The organism is Streptomyces sp. NPDC090741, from assembly GCF_044769045.1.
GTDB lineage: Bacteria > Actinomycetota > Actinomycetes > Streptomycetales > Streptomycetaceae > Streptomyces.
In genome coordinates this window covers 170,540-186,649 of record NZ_JBIVXF010000012.1, presented here as the reverse complement: position 1 = coordinate 186,649, position 16,110 = coordinate 170,540, and the positions used below count along the sequence as shown (strand labels likewise).

At 70.5% G+C, this 16,110-nt stretch carries 16 protein-coding genes and 1 tRNA gene; 14 read left to right on the top strand and 3 right to left on the bottom strand.

What is annotated here, in order from left to right:
• The first annotated feature begins 3 nt into the window (after positions 1-3).
• The 7 genes from ACIQU4_RS29605 to ACIQU4_RS29575 are packed head-to-tail and all read left to right on the top strand — an operon-like array spanning position 4 to position 7,686.
• Positions 4-504, top strand: coding sequence for a DUF2563 family protein (locus ACIQU4_RS29605; RefSeq protein WP_403736968.1), 501 nt, complete (start codon positions 4-6; stop codon positions 502-504).
• Entirely contained in the window at positions 504-1,955 is a 1,452-nt protein-coding gene (locus ACIQU4_RS29600; protein WP_403736966.1) for a hypothetical protein, read from the top strand. The genes ACIQU4_RS29605 and ACIQU4_RS29600 overlap by 1 nt, the downstream gene beginning before the upstream one ends.
• Positions 1,956-1,975: 20 nt before the next feature.
• A complete protein-coding gene (gene mycP, locus ACIQU4_RS29595) occupies positions 1,976-3,145 on the top strand; it encodes a type VII secretion-associated serine protease mycosin (protein WP_403736964.1) in 1,170 nt (389 codons plus the stop codon).
• Positions 3,146-3,154: 9 nt separating this feature from the next.
• Complete coding sequence (mycP, locus tag ACIQU4_RS29590; RefSeq protein WP_403736961.1) at positions 3,155-4,354, top strand: type VII secretion-associated serine protease mycosin; 1,200 nt, start codon at positions 3,155-3,157, stop codon at positions 4,352-4,354.
• A gap of 25 nt (positions 4,355-4,379) precedes the next feature.
• Positions 4,380-4,814 (top strand): hypothetical protein, encoded by a 435-nt coding sequence (locus tag ACIQU4_RS29585; protein ID WP_403736958.1) that lies wholly within the window; start codon positions 4,380-4,382, stop codon positions 4,812-4,814.
• 11 nt (positions 4,815-4,825) lie between these two features.
• Entirely contained in the window at positions 4,826-7,141 is a 2,316-nt protein-coding gene (locus ACIQU4_RS29580) for a hypothetical protein (protein ID WP_403736956.1), read from the top strand.
• Positions 7,141-7,686 (top strand): hypothetical protein, encoded by a 546-nt coding sequence (locus ACIQU4_RS29575; protein ID WP_403736953.1) that lies wholly within the window; start codon positions 7,141-7,143, stop codon positions 7,684-7,686. The genes ACIQU4_RS29580 and ACIQU4_RS29575 overlap by 1 nt, the downstream gene beginning before the upstream one ends.
• Positions 7,687-7,744: 58 nt before the next feature.
• Here ACIQU4_RS29575 and ACIQU4_RS29570 read toward each other — a convergent pair.
• Positions 7,745-7,816: transfer RNA gene (locus ACIQU4_RS29570), tRNA-Cys, on the bottom strand.
• A 181-nt stretch (positions 7,817-7,997) separates the two neighbouring features.
• Between ACIQU4_RS29570 and ACIQU4_RS29565 the strand changes: the two genes are divergently transcribed.
• The 7 genes from ACIQU4_RS29565 to ACIQU4_RS29535 all read left to right on the top strand — a co-directional run bounded on the left by ACIQU4_RS29565 (position 7,998) and on the right by ACIQU4_RS29535 (position 14,205).
• Complete coding sequence (locus ACIQU4_RS29565; RefSeq protein ID WP_403736950.1) at positions 7,998-9,476, top strand: MFS transporter; 1,479 nt, start codon at positions 7,998-8,000, stop codon at positions 9,474-9,476.
• Positions 9,477-9,557: 81 nt separating this feature from the next.
• Complete coding sequence (locus tag ACIQU4_RS29560) at positions 9,558-9,758, top strand: hypothetical protein (protein WP_403736948.1); 201 nt, start codon at positions 9,558-9,560, stop codon at positions 9,756-9,758.
• Positions 9,759-9,847: 89 nt separating this feature from the next.
• Positions 9,848-10,219, top strand: coding sequence for a type II toxin-antitoxin system death-on-curing family toxin (locus tag ACIQU4_RS29555; protein WP_403736946.1), 372 nt, complete (start codon positions 9,848-9,850; stop codon positions 10,217-10,219).
• 117 nt (positions 10,220-10,336) lie between these two features.
• Positions 10,337-12,121 carry a DEAD/DEAH box helicase gene (locus tag ACIQU4_RS29550; protein ID WP_403736943.1) on the top strand — a complete coding sequence of 595 codons (1,785 nt, stop codon included), beginning with the start codon at positions 10,337-10,339 and terminating at the stop codon, positions 12,119-12,121.
• Positions 12,100-12,237 (top strand): hypothetical protein, encoded by a 138-nt coding sequence (locus tag ACIQU4_RS29545; RefSeq protein WP_403736939.1) that lies wholly within the window; start codon positions 12,100-12,102, stop codon positions 12,235-12,237. Before ACIQU4_RS29550 ends, ACIQU4_RS29545 begins: the two co-directional genes overlap by 22 nt.
• A 391-nt stretch (positions 12,238-12,628) precedes the next feature.
• Positions 12,629-13,270: an IclR family transcriptional regulator gene (locus ACIQU4_RS29540; RefSeq protein WP_030158675.1), complete on the top strand. Its 642-nt coding sequence runs from the start codon at positions 12,629-12,631 to the stop codon at positions 13,268-13,270.
• 137 nt (positions 13,271-13,407) lie between these two features.
• A complete protein-coding gene (locus ACIQU4_RS29535) occupies positions 13,408-14,205 on the top strand; it encodes a S16 family serine protease (protein ID WP_403736936.1) in 798 nt (265 codons plus the stop codon).
• Here the strand turns inward: ACIQU4_RS29535 and ACIQU4_RS29530 are convergent.
• Both ACIQU4_RS29530 and ACIQU4_RS29525 read right to left on the bottom strand, forming a co-directional pair.
• A complete protein-coding gene (locus ACIQU4_RS29530) occupies positions 14,135-15,490 on the bottom strand; it encodes an MFS transporter (protein WP_403736933.1) in 1,356 nt (451 codons plus the stop codon). The genes ACIQU4_RS29535 and ACIQU4_RS29530 overlap by 71 nt on opposite strands.
• Positions 15,487-16,098 carry an ArsR/SmtB family transcription factor gene (locus ACIQU4_RS29525; RefSeq protein ID WP_403736930.1) on the bottom strand — a complete coding sequence of 204 codons (612 nt, stop codon included), beginning with the start codon at positions 16,096-16,098 and terminating at the stop codon, positions 15,487-15,489. The genes ACIQU4_RS29530 and ACIQU4_RS29525 overlap by 4 nt, the downstream gene beginning before the upstream one ends.
• Positions 16,099-16,110 lie beyond the last annotated feature (12 nt).

Genomic DNA, 16,110 nt, shown 5'->3' with positions numbered 1-16,110 from the left:
ATCGTGGCAGAGGAGTCGGCGCCTGGCCTGTTGGGGCTGGGCGGTATCAATACGGGCGTGGCGGACGCGATCATGGCGCAGGCCAAGGCGCTCGAGGTCGAGTTCGAGTCGATGAAGGACTTCAAGAACCGGGTCGATGAGCTCTTGGACAAGCTCGACGGCTCCCAGGCGGACGACAAGAAGCTGGCCCACGGCACCTTGCCCGAGGGGTCGTTGGGTCATGGCTTCGGGGAGGCGGAAGCCCTCCACAAGACGTACACGACGGTGCACACGCAGCTGCAGAACCTGTCGAAGGGCCTGGCGGGGCAGATCGAGGCCCTGGGCATCGCGATCCTGACGGCGGGCAAGGGCTACGGCGGGGTCGACGCGGAGACGGAGGCGCGGATGCGCGCCATCGTCGCGCAGTCGAAGAAGGACTACGTTCCTGAGCGTGACCCGCTGGAGAAGGAGAAGGAAAAGGAGAAGGCCGCGCAGCCGGCTCCGACGGGGAAGGGCAAGATCTGATGGCAACGAACTTCGAGGGCTACACGCACCAGCAGCTGCTTGCCATGGTCGCTTCCCTTGACGCGGAAACGGTCAAGACCCGGGGCACGGAGCTGACGGAGGCGGCTAAGACGATCAAGGAGATCGGCGAGAGCCTCAAGAAGCACCGCGTGAAGGGCTGGGAGGGCGAGGCTGCCACGGCCTTCGAGAACTGGGTCGGCCAGGCGGGCAGCGCGACGCTGCGGCTGGGCGACTACAGCGAGGCCGGCGGCAAGTGGATGACCGAGGCCGCGCAGACCATGGTCGAGGTCAAGAAGAACATGCCGGTGTACGACACGGACGCCGCGGCCAACCTCAAGGCGGCCCACGACTACCACAACGACCCGGACGCCCAGAAGATGGGCCAGGAGGCCCACACAAAGCTGAGCGGCGACCATCAGAAGGCGGTCGACGGGCTGACGAAGCTTGCGGGCTCGTACGACCAGTCGACGACGCAGATGAGCAAGGCGGAAATCCCGACTTTCCCGCCGCCGCCGGGTGTGTTTCGCCCGTCGGACGATGTCTCCAGCGACTCCTATATCGGGCGGTCGAGCGCTAGTTCTGGCGGTGGTTCTGGTTCCGGTGGCTCGTCTTTCGCACCGACGGCACCGCGCGGTGAGGGTCCCTCAGACTCGCCAAGCTTGGTGACTGGCCACCAGCCGGACGGCACGCCGCTCCCGTCGACGGGACCGGCACCGGTTCCCGGGCTTCCGGATCGGGATGCAAGTGTGGATCTCGACCATGTCGGGACCCTTCCTGACAAGACGCTTCCCCCGGTCACAGGCCTGCCCACCGTTCCCGGGCCGAGTCCGACCACCGGCGGTACCCCGCCCGTCTTCACTCCCCCTGTCACTCTCCCGCCCATCGGTACGCCGATTCCGGCAGGTGGCGGACCCGGCAGCAAGTTCCAGGTCACGACTCCTCCCCTCAGCAAGGCCGGTGGCACCGGCGGCCTGATGCCGCGCGACACCGGGATTATGGGTGGTCGCCCGGTGACTACCAACGGGCCGAGCGCCGGTATCCCGCGTGGCACGGTCATCGGCCAGGAAGGCGGCGGTCAGCAGGGGCTCGGCCGCGGCATGGGCGGCGGAATGCACCCTGGCGGCGGGGGCGGCCCCCACGGCGGCCAAAGCGGTTCTGGGATGGGCCGTCGCCTGGCCATGGAGCCCGGCGGTGTTGTCGGCGGGCGTCAATCCGCCGCGATCGGTCGTCCGACCACTGGAGGTCAGCCCTTCACACAGGGCGGATCGGGTCTCGTGCGCAATGGTTCCGGGGCCGGTTCGGCCCGCGGCACGATGGGGCAGGCGGGTGCGGGCGTCCACGCTCCGGGTAACCGGCGTGACGAGCGCGGGGGCGAACGCCCCGACTACTTGGCCGAAGACGAAGAGACCTGGCAGGGCAACGATCGCGTTGTTCCGCCGGTGATCGACTGAGAGAACGGACATTGCACGGGATGCGCATGCGTAAGGCGACCGCGGCCCTGGTTGGCCTCCTGCTGGCCGGGGTCGCCGCGACCCCGGCCCACGCGGAGACGGTTCGGTCCAAGCAATGGCATCTCGACGCCATGAAGGCCGACGACATCTGGAAGATCAGTACCGGCAAGGGTGTCACCGTTGCAGTGATCGACACAGGTGTTGCGCGAATTCCCGAGCTTGAGGGTCAGGTTCTCCCAGGCAAGAACTTCGCGGCGCCCAGCTACGAAGGCGATGAACGTACTGACTATGGCCATCACGGCACGAGCATGGCTGCGATCATCGCAGGTAATGGCAAGGGCCCCAGTGGCACGGACAGCGCGTTCGGCCTAGCACCCGATGCGAAGATCCTGCCTCTACGAATCGATCGTGGTGGCGATGGCGGACCCATCTTCAAGTCGATGATCCAGGCCATCCGCTACGCAGCGGATTCAGACGCCAAGATCCTCAACATTTCGATCGTTGGTGATGGGACGAGCGAGGACCTCACCAAGGCGGTCAAGTACGCCTTGGACAAAGGCAAGCTGATTTTCGCCGGTGCTGGCAACGACGGGGATACATCAAACGAGATTTATTACCCCGCTGCGACGCCCGGAGTGGTAGGCGTTGCCGCCGTTGACCCGGACGGCGCCGCGACCAAGGAATCGCAGCACAATGCTTCCGTAGACCTATCTGCTCCAGGCGTCAACATCGTCACCGGATGTGACGGGGGGACAGGTCTCTGCAACAGCCACGGCACCAGCGACGCCACCGCCCTCACATCGGCCTCCGCCGCGCTGCTCTGGTCTGCTCACCCCGACTGGACCAACAATCAGGTGCTCCGGGTCCTGCTGAACACAGCAGGCAAGTCCGACGATGGCGAGCGGAACGACTACTTCGGCTATGGCGTGGTGCGTCCCCGGATTGCGGTGCCCACGCCCGGTGACCCCGGCCCCGCCGATGTTTATCCGCTGCCCGACCTGGCTGCGGCGGATGCCAAGAACTCGCCCTCCCCGTCGGCCGGCGGTAAGAAGCCCGAGTCCGGTGCGCCCCAGGCCGAGGCCAAGAAGGACGGCGGAAGTCCCGTCCTCTGGATCGGGCTCGGGCTTGGCGCATGTGTGCTCATCGGGGGTGCCGTCACCGCGGTCGTCGTGCGGCGCAGGAACGCCTGACGGCGGTCCGTGCGGCCGCGTCGGACCACCTCGGCCCTGGTCGGCCTCCTGCTGGCCGGGGTCGCTGCGGCCCCGGCCGCCGACGCCCACACCGCTCGGCCGGAGCAGTGGCATCTCGGTGCCATGCACGCCCAGGACACCTGGAAGGTCAGTACCGGCCAAGGCGTCACCGTCGCCGTCATCGACACCGGCGTCGGCCGGATCCCCGAGCTCGACGGCCAAGTGGTCCAGGGCAGGGACTTCTCCCACGGCTACGACGGCGACGAACGCACCGACTACGGCGATCACGGCACCGGCATCGCCGCCCTGATCGCCGGCACGGGTAAGCGCCCGTCCGGCGGCGGCGGGGCGTTCGGGCTGGCCCCCGGGGCCAAAATCCTTCCCCTCCGCGTCTCCGAGGGCGGCGGGAACCTCCGCCTCCATCAGTCGATCGCCGAGGCGATCCGCTTCGCGGCCGACTCGGAAGCCAAAGTCCTGAACATCTCGTTCGGCGGCCCGGGCAGGAGCGAGGAACTCGACGCCGCCGTCAGGTACGCCCTGGACAAAGGCAAGCTCATCTTCTCCTCCGTCGGCAACGACGGAGAGGGGCCCAACGAGGTCATGTATCCCTCCGGCTCACCCGGAGTGGTCGGCGTCTCCGCCGTCGGCCCGGACGGTGTGGCGACCAAGGAGTCCCAGCACGGCCCTCAGGTGGACCTGTCCGCCCCCGGCGTCGACATCGCCACCAGCTGCGCCGGTGACTCCCCTGACTCCGTCGACTCCGGTCTCTGCGTCAACCACGGCACCAGCGAAGCCAGCGCCCTCGCCTCCGCCTCCGCAGCCCTGCTCTGGTCCGTCCACCCCGACTGGACCAACAACCAGGTACTCCGCGTCCTGCTGAACACGGCTGAGAAGCCGGACCCCGTCCACGGCATCGAGCGCAACGACCACCTCGGCTACGGAGTCGTCCGCCCCGTCATCGCGCTGCCCACCCCCGGCGACCCCGGCCCCGCGGACGTCTACCCGCTCCCCGATCTCGCCGCGGCGGAAGAGGCGGTGTCCCCAGCCCCGGGCCCGCCCAAACCTGCACCGGCCCCGGCGGCCGCATCCCACGTACAGAACAAGACAACCAGCAGCAGGCTCCTTCCCTGGGCCGTCCTCGGGATGGGAGCCTGCCTGCTCGTTGCCGGAGCCGTAACCACAGGCGTACATCAGCGTGTTAGACGCTGATGTGACACAAGGAGAAACGCACGTCATGTCGTTCGACGAGGAATGGTCCGCCGCGCGCGCCACGGCCGCCGCCAACGTCTCCATGCGGCTCAACCACGTACCCGTCGAGCCCGGCGGCAGCGGTGGCGGCGGCAGTGGCAGTGACCTGGAGCTCAACCAGGACCACATCGGCGCCATCGGCACCGAGGCGTACAAGCTGCACACCCGGCTCCAGACGGACGGCAAGCACGCCGCCACCGCCACCGGCGAGGCCGCCGGGGCGCTCACGAAGGAGAGCTTCGTCAGCGGGGCGGCGCTGCTGAGACTCAACTCCGTGTGGGAGAGCCAGGTGAAGACCCTCGTGGCCGCCTGCGCGAACATCTCCAACGGGCTCAACTACTCGCTCTCCTCCCACGCCAAGGACGAAGAGCAGTTGCACGCCGACTTCACCACGTCCGCGATCGACAAGTACCTGAAGTAGGCGGCGCCCCCATGCTGACGTACGAGAACGTGATGAACGTGCCACTGGACAAGCTCCTGACGGCGGCCACGGACTGGAAGGCCATGGCCGACAAGCTGGACGAGATGGCCGAGACCGCTCGCAACGGCATGAAGGCCAAGGCCGACAAGGCCGAGTGGAGCGGCGTCACCGCCGGCGTCGGGCGGGCGTTCGTCGACAAGACGGCCAAGGAGTTCGAGGACGCGGCCAAGGAGGCCAAGGGCGTCCACCAGCTCCTCAGCGACGGCCACACCACCATCAAGACGGCCCGGGACGCGCTCAAGAAGGCCGCCGACGAGGAGGCCCTGGCCGCCGGCTTCCGCGTGGACGCGACCGGCAAGGTCTCGGCTGTCCCGATGGACCCGAAGACCGAGTACGCGGCCCGGCACGACCCGGACTACCCCGAGTTCAAGCGCAAGCAGGAGGAGGACCGCAAAGCCTGGCAGGCGAGGGTGGACCGGCTCGTCGAGGACTGCGCGGACGCCGACGACTCCCTGGCCCGCGCACTGCGCGCGAACGTCTCGGACGACCACGACTTCACCGCGCCGAAGTACACCACCCTGGACGGGGAACAGGCCGACCGGGCGGCCGAGCTGATGAAGAAACTCAGCAAGGAGCAGGGCGGCGTCGCCCGCAACCCCGAGGCGCTGCGCGAGCTGGAGGACCTGCTCGACGACAACCGCAACGACGCCGAATTCTCGACGGACTTCTACCGCAGGCTCGGCCCCGAAGGCACGCTTGAGGCGTACGCGAAGCTGTCCATCGACGCGTCGACCCTGGGCGAGGCAGGCAAGGACCGCCTGGCGATGGTCGGCAACATCCAGAACGACATGGGCGCGATGCTGGGACTCGCCACGCAGACGAGCTCGCCGAACCACCTGGATGCGGCGTGGACGACCGGCCTGATGAAGGCCGGCCGCAAGGAGATGCAGGTCACCGGCGATCTGACCAGCAAGATCTACGGTTACCAGGCGCTGGGCGCGCTGCTCCACGAGGGCACGTACGACAAGGACTTCCTGACCTCGGTCGGCCGGGACATGGTCGCGTTCGACCGTGAGAACCCGAAGGCCTGGGAGCACGGGTCTCCGTACGACCCGAAGACGGTGCTCAGCCAGGGCAAGGACGGCAGCCGGGGCTTCTACCCGCTGACGGGCCTGATGGACGCGATGTCCCACAACCCGGACGCGGCGACGGCGTTCTTCAACGAGCCGGTCCGCCAGGACAGCAACGGCGACGGCATCGTCACCACGGCCGACAAGGTCGTGTCCGGCCAGCACGGCAAGGCGCGGGGCATGGTCGACTACATGCTGGACAAGGAGTCGTGGGCCGACGCCTTCGACCGGACGCCCAGCCACCCCTACGGCGAAGCGGGCCCGGCCCAGGACGCACTCGGCAACGCCCTCGAAGCGGCGGTCTCGGGCCGCGTGCCGGGCGACGAGGACGCGAAGTCCATCCCCCACACCAAGGAAATGACGGCGATCATGGAACGCGTCGTCGAGATGGTCGGCGACGACCCGTCCCTGGTGGCGCAGGACCCGGACGACGAGGACAAGAAGCCGAGGCTGGGCGCCCTGGCGGGGCACTTCGGCAACATGGCGGCGGAATACATCCCGGACCTCCAGGCGTCCGCCGAGAACGGCGGGAACCAGATCAAGGTCACCGGCACGATGGCGCATTTCAATGAGTCCACCATGGCCCGATTCCTCGGTGCGGTCGCTCAGGACCCCGAGGCGTATGGCGCGATCACCAACGCCAACCAGGCGTTCACGGCGGTGCTGGTCAACGACATCGTCCAGCACCGCGGCGAATACACCCTGCTGGGCGATGCGATGGGGGTAGCCGTACAGCCCGGTGGCCAGATCGCGGGCATGATGACGGAGGCCCGTGCCCAAGGCATGCACGCCGAGACCGCCCACACGAACGAGGAGTACGTGAAGGGGGTCGAGGACGGGGCCAAGTGGATCAACCGCGGAGTCTCGGCCGCCGGCGGCAAGTACCTGGAAATGGTGCCGCTGGCCGGTGACATCGTGGAATGGGTCCAGGAGGACGTCACTGAGCACTTCGTCGAGGACGCCAAGGACAAGGGCAAGGAGAAGACCGCAGGTACCGAGAAGGCGGTCGGGCAAATGTACTCAGAGGCGGACAGGGCGACGAGCGAATCGGCTCGGAAAGCCGTGTTGCATGCAGCTGCCGGATCGGGCATGTCCCAGCAGGACATCAATACTCTTGCCGGTGTGGCGTCCAAGGAGTCGTCGGTCGCGCACTCGGTTGGCCGCGACCTGGTGGACAGCTCGAAGGGGTCGTCCTGATGTTCGTGGCGAGATCGTCGCGCGCCGTTGCTGCGGTGGCGGTGGCCGGTGCCCTGCTGGGAGGCTGTTCGGGCAAGCAGGAGAAGGTCGCGACCCCCGAGGTACCGCAGCGGCTGTGCTGGGGAGCCTTCGAGGGCAAGGCCGTGGCACCTCTGTTGGGGGGCGGAAGGAAGATCGCAGAAGATACCCGGGACGCGTTCTCCCTGGCGACCGACCTCAAGACGATCACGTGCCGCGTTCAGCTGGACGGGAAGACGTTGTTCACGGCCCAGATCGGACGCACGCCGCTGGGCAGTGACGCGTACTGGCAGTCCTTCGACCCGCTGCATCCGGACAAGCTCGACTTCGGGCGCAAGGGCCTGGTGTGGGACTTCGGCGCGACGCTCCTCACCACGTGCCGGACCCCCACGGAGGCATTCGAGCTGGAGCTGAAGATCAGCCATGTTCCGTCGGACCTGGACAGCGCGAAGGTCAGGGCGCTGGACACCCAGCTGATGAAGGACTTTCAGGGATCCACCCGCAAGCAGCTCGACTGCGCTCCCTGACCCGACTGCCGCATACGACGCGAAGGCCGCTCAGGGGTTCCTGAGCGGCCTTCGGGAGAAGCCGTGACCGGAATCGAACCGGCGTAACTCGCTTTGCAGGCGAGTCCCTCAACCACTCGGGCACACGGCTGTGGGGTGGTTATGGGTGTGACCGTACGGGTGGGATCCGGGGCGGCGGAAGGTGTGCGTGGCGGGTGCAATGTGATTGCCATGCTGCGTTTACGGGCCGCGGGTCCTAGGGCTTGGGGATGAGCGCGGGATACGTCCAATTGACAGGGGCGTAGCCCAGGAGAGGGGCTTACTCTGGGGCGATGAGTGCCCCTGAAGCCCGTGTGTCGCAGCGCAGTGTGCCGGTCCCGCCGGAGCCGGAGGGCGGGATTCTGGGGTCTGCGTACCGGGCGCTCAGCATCGGGATCATTTCCGTCGTCTTCCTCATCGCCTTCGAGGCGACCGCCGTCGGGACGGCCATGCCCGTCGCCGCGCGGGAGCTGGACGGGATCGGGCTCTACGCCTTCGCCTTCTCCGCATACTTCACCACCAGCCTCTTCGGGATGGTCCTGTCCGGGCAGTGGGCCGACAGGAAGGGGCCGTTGTGGCCCCTCGCCGTCGGGATCGCCGCCTTCGCCGCGGGGCTCCTCCTCGCCGGGACCGCCGTGGACATGTGGGTGTTCGTCCTCGGGCGGGCCGTGCAGGGGTTCGGGGGCGGGCTGGTCATCGTCGCGCTGTACGTGGTGGTGAGCCGGGCCTACGAGGAGCGGCTGCGGCCCGCGATCATGGCCGCCTTCGCGGCGAGCTGGGTGGTGCCGTCGATCGTCGGGCCGCTGGCCTCGGGGGCCGTGACCGAGCACCTCGGCTGGCGCTGGGTGTTCATCGGGATACCCGTGCTGGTCGTCGTACCGCTGGTCGTGGCCCTGCCGGCGATACGGCGCACCGCGTCGGGGCCGGTGGATCCGGACGCGCCGCCCGCCGCCTTCGACGGGCGGCGGATCCGGCTGGCGCTCGGGATCTCCGTCGGGGCGGCGCTGTTGCAGTACGCCGCCCAGGACCTTCGGTGGCTGTCGCTGCTGCCGGCCGCCGCGGGTGCGGGGCTGCTGGTGCCCGCCGTACGGGGGCTGCTGCCGCGCGGTACGTACCTGGCCCGGCGCGGGCTGCCTTCGGTGGTGCTGCTGCGCGGGGTGGCGGCGGGGTCGTTCATCTCGGCGGAGAGCTTCGTGCCGCTGATGCTGGTCACCCAGCGGGGGCTGAGCCCGACGCTGGCCGGGTTCTCGCTGGCGGCGGGCGGGCTGACCTGGGCGGGCGGCTCGTGGCTGCAGTCGAAGGGGCGGATGGCGCCGTACCGGGAGCGGCTGATGGTGGCGGGGATGGTGCTGGTGGCCTTCGCCATCGCGGCCGCGCCGGCGGTGCTGATCGAGTCCGTGCCGGTGTGGACGCTGGCGGTCGCCTGGGCGGTGGGGTGCCTGGGGATGGGGCTGGTGACCGCTTCGACGAGCGTGCTGCTGCTGGAGCTGTCGGCGCCGGAGGAGGCGGGGGCCAATTCCGCTGCGCTGCAGATCTCGGACGCGCTGGCCAATGTGGTGCTGCTGGCGGCGGGGGGCGCGGCGTTCGCCGCGCTGGGCGGGGGAGCGGTGGGGGCGGCCGCGCATGCCGTTGCCGCCGAGGGGGCGGCCTCCTCGCACCCCGCCGCGTTCGTCGTGGTCTTCCTGCCGATGGCCTGCGTGGCGCTGGTGGGGGCGTGGGTCGCGACCCGGCTGTATGTGCGAGGGCCGGAGCCGGTGGCCGCGCGCGCGTGAGCGGGCTGCCGCCCGGGCCACGGCCCCGGCCGGGCTCGAAGGGTGGTGAGGGGCGGGGGAGCGGGTGCGTACGCTGCGCGGGTGGAGAACTTGATCATTCGGCTTGATCGTGGCGACCGGGCCGAGCTCGCCGATCTTGCCGATGCCAGTGGGAGTGCACCCGAGGAAGTGGCGCGCGATGCCGTGCGGCAGTACCTGCGGGCGGAGCGGGCGCGGGTCGGGAGCGAGGCCGCGCGGTTGGCGCAGCGGCACGACGCGCTGCTGAAGCGGCTCGGCCAGTGAGCGGCACCAACGGAAGCGGGAGCGGGAGCGGGAGTGGGAGCGGGAGCGGGAGCGGGAGTCGGAGTGGGAGCGGGAGCGCCGGGACGGGCGTGCGGTACCTGACCCTCGCCGAGGTGGTCGGCCTGGCCGGGCTCGCCTGCCCGGAGCAGAGCGTCGAGCTGCGCGCCCCCGGGCTGCTGGAGTCCGCCGTGCACCGGCCGCGGGCGCGGATGTTCGGTACGCCCGCGTACGAGGACCCGTACGAGCAGGCCGCCGCGCTGCTTCACGGGATCGCGATCAACCACCCCCTCGTCGACGGGAACAAGCGGACGGCCTGGCTCGCGGCCGCGACCTTCCTGGCCGTGAACGGCATCGACCTCGCCGACGTCGACCAGGACGCCGCGTACGACCTGGTCATCGATGTCGCCGCCGGCGACGAGGCCGATGTCGCCCGCATCGCCGAGCGGTTGCGCCGAATGTGACGCTCGCCGCACCCGCCGAGGTCACGGGCACGTCCCTCCCCGAGGGGTCGGCCGGCCCCGGTAGGGTGGCCCGGTTGTCCTACGTACGACCGCCACCGAGAGCCCGAACCGGAGACCGTGACTACTACCGCCTCCCACCACCTCTCACCCGCCTTCCCCGGCCGTGCCCCCTGGGGTACCGCCAGCAAGCTGCGCGCCTGGCAGCAGGGTGCGCTGGACCGGTACATCCAGACCCAGCCCCGCGACTTCCTCGCGGTCGCGACGCCCGGCGCGGGCAAGACGACCTTCGCGCTGACGCTCGCGTCCTGGCTGCTGCACCACCACGTCGTGCAGCAGGTGACCGTCGTCGCGCCGACCGAGCACCTGAAGAAGCAGTGGGCCGAGGCCGCCGCCCGGATAGGCATCCGGCTGGACCCGGAGTACTCCGCCGGGCCGCTGAGCAAGGACTACCACGGAGTCGCCGTGACGTACGCGGGCGTCGGCGTACGCCCGATGCTGCACCGCAACCGCTGCGAGCAGCGCAAGACCCTCGTCATCCTCGACGAGATCCACCACGCCGGTGACTCGAAGTCCTGGGGCGAGGCCTGCCTGGAGGCCTTCGACCCGGCGACCCGGCGGCTCGCGCTGACCGGTACGCCCTTCCGGTCCGACACCAACCCCATCCCCTTCGTCACGTACGAGGAAGGGAACGACGGGATCCGGCGCTCTTCCGCCGACTACACCTACGGCTACGGGAACGCCCTCGGCGACGGTGTCGTGCGGCCCGTGATCTTCCTGTCCTACAGCGGCAACATGCGCTGGCGCACCAAGGCCGGCGACGAGATCGCCGCCCGCCTCGGCGAGGCGATGACCAAGGACGCCATCTCCCAGGCCTGGCGCACGGCGCTGGACGCGCGCGGCGACTGGATGCCGAACGTGCTGCGCGCCGCCGACCGGCGGCTGACCGAGGTCCGCAAGGGCATCCCGGACGCGGGCGGGCTCGTCATCGCCTCCGACCAGGACTCGGCGCGCGCGTACGCCAAGCTGATCCGCGAGATCACCGGCACCAAGGCCACCCTGGTGCTCTCCGACGACACCGGCGCATCGAAGAACATCGACACCTTCAGCGCCAATGACGACCGCTGGATGGTCGCCGTCCGCATGGTGTCCGAGGGCGTCGACGTACCGCGCCTCGCGGTGGGCGTGTACGCCACGACCATCTCGACGCCGCTGTTCTTCGCGCAGGCCGTCGGCCGCTTCGTGCGCTCGCGCAGGCGCGGCGAGACCGCCTCCGTGTTCCTCCCGACCATTCCTTATCTTCTGGGCTTCGCCAACGAGATGGAGGTCGAACGCGACCACGTCCTCGACAAGCCCAAGAAGAAGGGCGAGGAGGACCCGTACGCCGAGTCCGAGAAGGAGATGGACGAGGCGAACCGGCAGGAGGACGAGGACACCGGCGAGGACGAGCAGATGTCCTTCGAGGCGCTGGAGTCCGACGCCGTCTTCGACCGGGTGCTCTACGACGGCGCCGAGTTCGGCATGCAGGCGCACCCGGGCAGCGAGGAGGAGCAGGACTACCTCGGCATCCCGGGACTGCTGGAGCCGGACCAGGTGCAGATGCTGCTCCAGAAGCGGCAGTCGCGGCAGATCGCGCACAGCCGCCGCAAGCCGGACGCGGAGGCGGACCTGCTGGAGCTGCCGGCCGACCGGCGGCCGGTGGTCTCGCACAAGGAGCTGCTGGAGCTGCGGAAGTCGCTGAACACGATGGTGGGCGCGTACGTCCACCAGAGCGGCAAGCCGCACGGGGTGATCCACACCGAGCTGCGGCGCGTGTGCGGCGGGCCGCCGAGCGCGGAGGCGACGGCGGGGCAGCTGCGGGAGCGGATCAAGAAGGTGCAGGAGTGGGCCACCCGGATGCGGTGACCCTGTTCCTGTTCCTGACCCTGACCCTGACCCTGACCCTGACCCTGACCCTGACCCTGACCCTGTTCGTCCGTCCACCGCTTCCCGTTCCTCCGTCCACCGTTTCTACGGACTGAGGGGCGGGCGTCCGGCGGAGTTTCGTACGGGGGCGCCGTCACGTTCCGTGTCCGGGTCCGGGGGCGGGTCCGGCCGCGCCCGGGGCGCGGAACCCGTGATCCGTGTCGGCCGATCGCACAGGCCCCGCCGGTCGGCCGAGGTAACGAAACGACCCCGGCGGCGATCGTTAACCGGCACAAAGGGGTAGTTGGCGCCCGGATTCTGGACGAGCCCTTCCGCTGAGCGGACCCGCTCGCTAATGTCCCCGCATCGAACGCCCCGTGGCAGAGCCGCCGCGGGAGCGCAGCCGGTGCCATGGCCGCTACCGGCGGCCTCTCGTGCGTCGCCGTGGGACCGGCGCCGTATCCACCCCGAGAGTCACCGCCGCTCACCGAGAGAGGGAGAGGCGTCGTGACCGCGGAAACCTCCCAGACTCTGGACCGAGGACTCAGAGTCCTCAAACTGCTCGCCGACACCGACCACGGTCTGACCGTCACCGAGCTCTCCAACCGCCTCGGTGTGAACCGCACCGTGGTCTACCGCCTGTTGGCCACCCTGGAGCAGCACGCCCTGGTCCGCCGCGACCTCGGCGGCCGGGCCCGCGTCGGGCTCGGCGTGCTGCGGCTCGGGCGGCAGGTGCATCCGCTCGTACGCGAGGCGGCCCTGCCGGCGCTGCGGTCCCTCGCCGAGGACATAGGCGCCACCGCGCACCTGACCCTCGTCGACGGCACCGAGGCCCTCGCCGTGGCCGTCGTGGAGCCCACCTGGACGGACTACCACGTCGCCTACCGGGCCGGCTTCCGCCACCCGCTGGACCGGGGGGCCGCCGGGCGGGCCATTCTGGCCGCCCGTCAGGGCACGCTCACCGAGCCCGGGTACACGCTGACGCATGGAGAGCTCGAAGCGGGCGCCAGCGGCGCGGCAGCCCCGCTCGTGGGCATCACGGGGCTGGAGGGCAGCGTGGGAGTCGTGATGCTGGCCGACGCCGTGCCGGAGCGGGTCGGCCCGCGCGTCGTGGACGCGGCACGCGAGGTGGCCGACGCCCTGCGCTGAGCCGTACGGGAGGAAGGCTGCCCCACCGGGCCCACCGCGTCCTGCCGCCCCCCGCGTCCTGCCGCGTCCCGTCGCGTCCCGTCGCGTCCCGCATGGTGGGGCGCGGGGGCGGCGGGGGCGCCCGATACATTGGCCGGGTGCTCTCTCGTCTCACACGTCTGCCGCGTCCCGCCGCCCTGGCCGTCTGCGCCGTGCCCGTGCTCGGGCTGTTCGCCGCGGCGGCCTTCGCGCCGCTGCCCTTCGTGATCGCCCAGCCGGGCCTCACGGCCGACGTGCTCGGCGACCGCGACGGCAAGCCCGTGATCTCAGTGACGGGCACCCCGACCCGGCAGACCACCGGTCAGCTCCGGATGACCACCATCCAGGCCACCGGTCCCTCCACCACCGTGACCCTGCCCGAGCTCGTCGACGACTGGTTCGACAGCACCCGGGCGGTCATGCCCAAGGAGGCGGTCTACCCCACCGGCGGAAGCGACAAGGAGATCGAGGCGCACAACCTGGAGCAAATGGCCGCGTCGCAGTCCACGGCCACCCAGGCCGCCCTCGGCTACCTCCACAAGGACCCGAAGGACGTGAAGGTCCAGCTGAACCTCGCCGACGTGGGCGGCCCGAGCGCCGGGCTCCTCTTCTCCCTCGGCATCGTCGACAAGCTCGACGGCGACGGCAGCGGCGGCGATCTCACCGGCGGCCGCACCATCGCCGGTACGGGCACCATCAGCGCGGACGGCAAGGTCGGTGCCGTCGGCGGCGTGGCCCTGAAGACCCAGGCCGCGCAGCGCGACGGGGCGAGCGTGTTCCTCGTACCGGAGGCGGAGTGCTCCGACGCGCAGTCCGAACTCCCCGAGGGGCTCCGGCTGGTCCCCGTCAGTTCGCTGACGGACGCGGTGCAGGCGCTGCGTGCGCTGACCCGGGGAGAGCAGGTTCCGTCCTGCTGAGCTCCGCCGAATCGACCGGTTCCCGCTCGACCGGTTCCCGCTCGACCGGCTCCCGCTCGGCCCCCGGCAGGCGCTCCATCGTCCGCCAGGCCGGGAAGACCAGCGGCGAGAGCGTGACCAGCAGGTAGGTGCCGCCGAACAGCAGCAGCGCCCGCGTCGCCCCGAACCCGTCGACCAGCAGGCCCGCCGCGAGCCCGCCCAGCGGCATGGTCAGCTCGCAGCCCGCCGTGGTCACGCCCGAGACGCGGCTGCGCAGCTCCTCCGGGATCCGCTCGTAGACCACGGTGGTCAGGATCGGGTTGAGCATGCCCGCGCCCAGCCCGGACAGCGCCATCGTCACCGCGAGCGGCAGCGGGGTGTCGGTGAAGGCGGCCACCGCGTACCGGGGAGCCCCGCACAGCAGGAAGGCCACCGTGAACACCGCCCTGCGCGGGAACCGCTCCCCCCACCCTCCGTAGAGCAGGGCGCCCAGCAGCGCGAAGCCGCCGAAGACGGAGACGAGCAGGCCGACCGCCGTGGCGCCGCCCAGGGCCTCGCGGCCGTGTACGGGCAGCAGGACGGCGGACCAGCCCTGGTCCAGGCCGTTGGTCATCATCACCATCAGCGTGATGCCCATCAGCAGCCGGGCGCGGGTCAGGAAGGCCCAGCCCTCGGCCAGTTCGGCCCGGTAGCCGGCGAAGGAGATCTTCCCGGCGGCCGGCTGCGGCTCGGCGGCCGGGACCCCGCGCAGGAAGGCGCCGACCAGCAGCGCCGAGACCGCGAAGGTGGCCGCGTCCAGCAGCAGGGCGGACTCGGCCCCGAAGACCGCGATCAGTACGCCGGCCAGCGCGGCCCCGATCATCCGGGCTCCGCGCGAGACCGCGTCGTACAGGCTCGCCGCCCGCGTCAAGGGGGTGCCGGCGTGCTCGGCGAGGTTCGGCAGCAGGACGCTGCGGGCGGTCAGGCCCGGCGTGTGGACGAGGCCCCCGACGGCCATCAGCGCGCACAGCATCCAGAACTCCAGCACGCCCGCGTAGTGCAGCAGCGGGATCGAGCCGACCGATGCGGCGCAGACGAGGTCGGAGGCGGCCGAGACCCGGCGGCGGCCCAGCCGGTCGATGACGGGGCCACCGACGAGGGCGGCGATGACGACGGGCAGGGTGGCGCAGAAGGCGACGACCCCGGCCCGGCCGGCGCTGCCCGTGGTCTGGAGCACGAACCACGGGACGCCGATCAGGGTGACGGAACTCCCGGCTATGGAGATGGTGTTGGCGGCCAGGACCGCCGCGAACGGCCGCCGGCTCATGCGGCGTCGGTGCTGTCGGCGCGCGGGAAGGCGTGCGTGTGGATGCGGACCGTCTCCGTGCCCTCCGCCGGCGGCAGGTCGCGGTAGCCGTCGATCAACTCGTGGAGCTTGTGGATGAGTTCGAGGCTCTGCGCGGCGGTCAGGCGCAGCGTGAAATCGCTGATGTCCGAGCCGCGCCGCCACTCCTGGGACCAGGCGTGGGCCGTGCCGAGCCAGGTGCTCATCTCCTGCGTGTGGATCGTCGCGATCTCGTGCAGGAAGAGGTCCGCCGCGCCGCGCGTGGCCGGGTCCTCGGCGTACAGCAGCCGCTCGTCGAACCGGGTGCCGTCGTGGGCGGCCCGCCACCAGCGCTCGCGGCCCTTCCCCTGCTCCGGCGCGTCCTCGACGAAGCCGTGCGCGGCGAGCTGGCGCAGGTGGTAGCTGGTGGAGCCGCTGGACTCGCCGAGCCGCCCGGCCAGCTGGGACGCCGTGGCCGGACCCTCATGGCGCAGCATGGCCAGCATGCGGATGCGCAGCGGGTGGGCGAGGCCGCGCAGGGAGCGGGCGTCGAGGGTGCGGACCTTGGGCTCTTCGGGGTTGGGCTCTTCGGGGTTGCGCTCTTCGGGCATGGGCCGACCGTA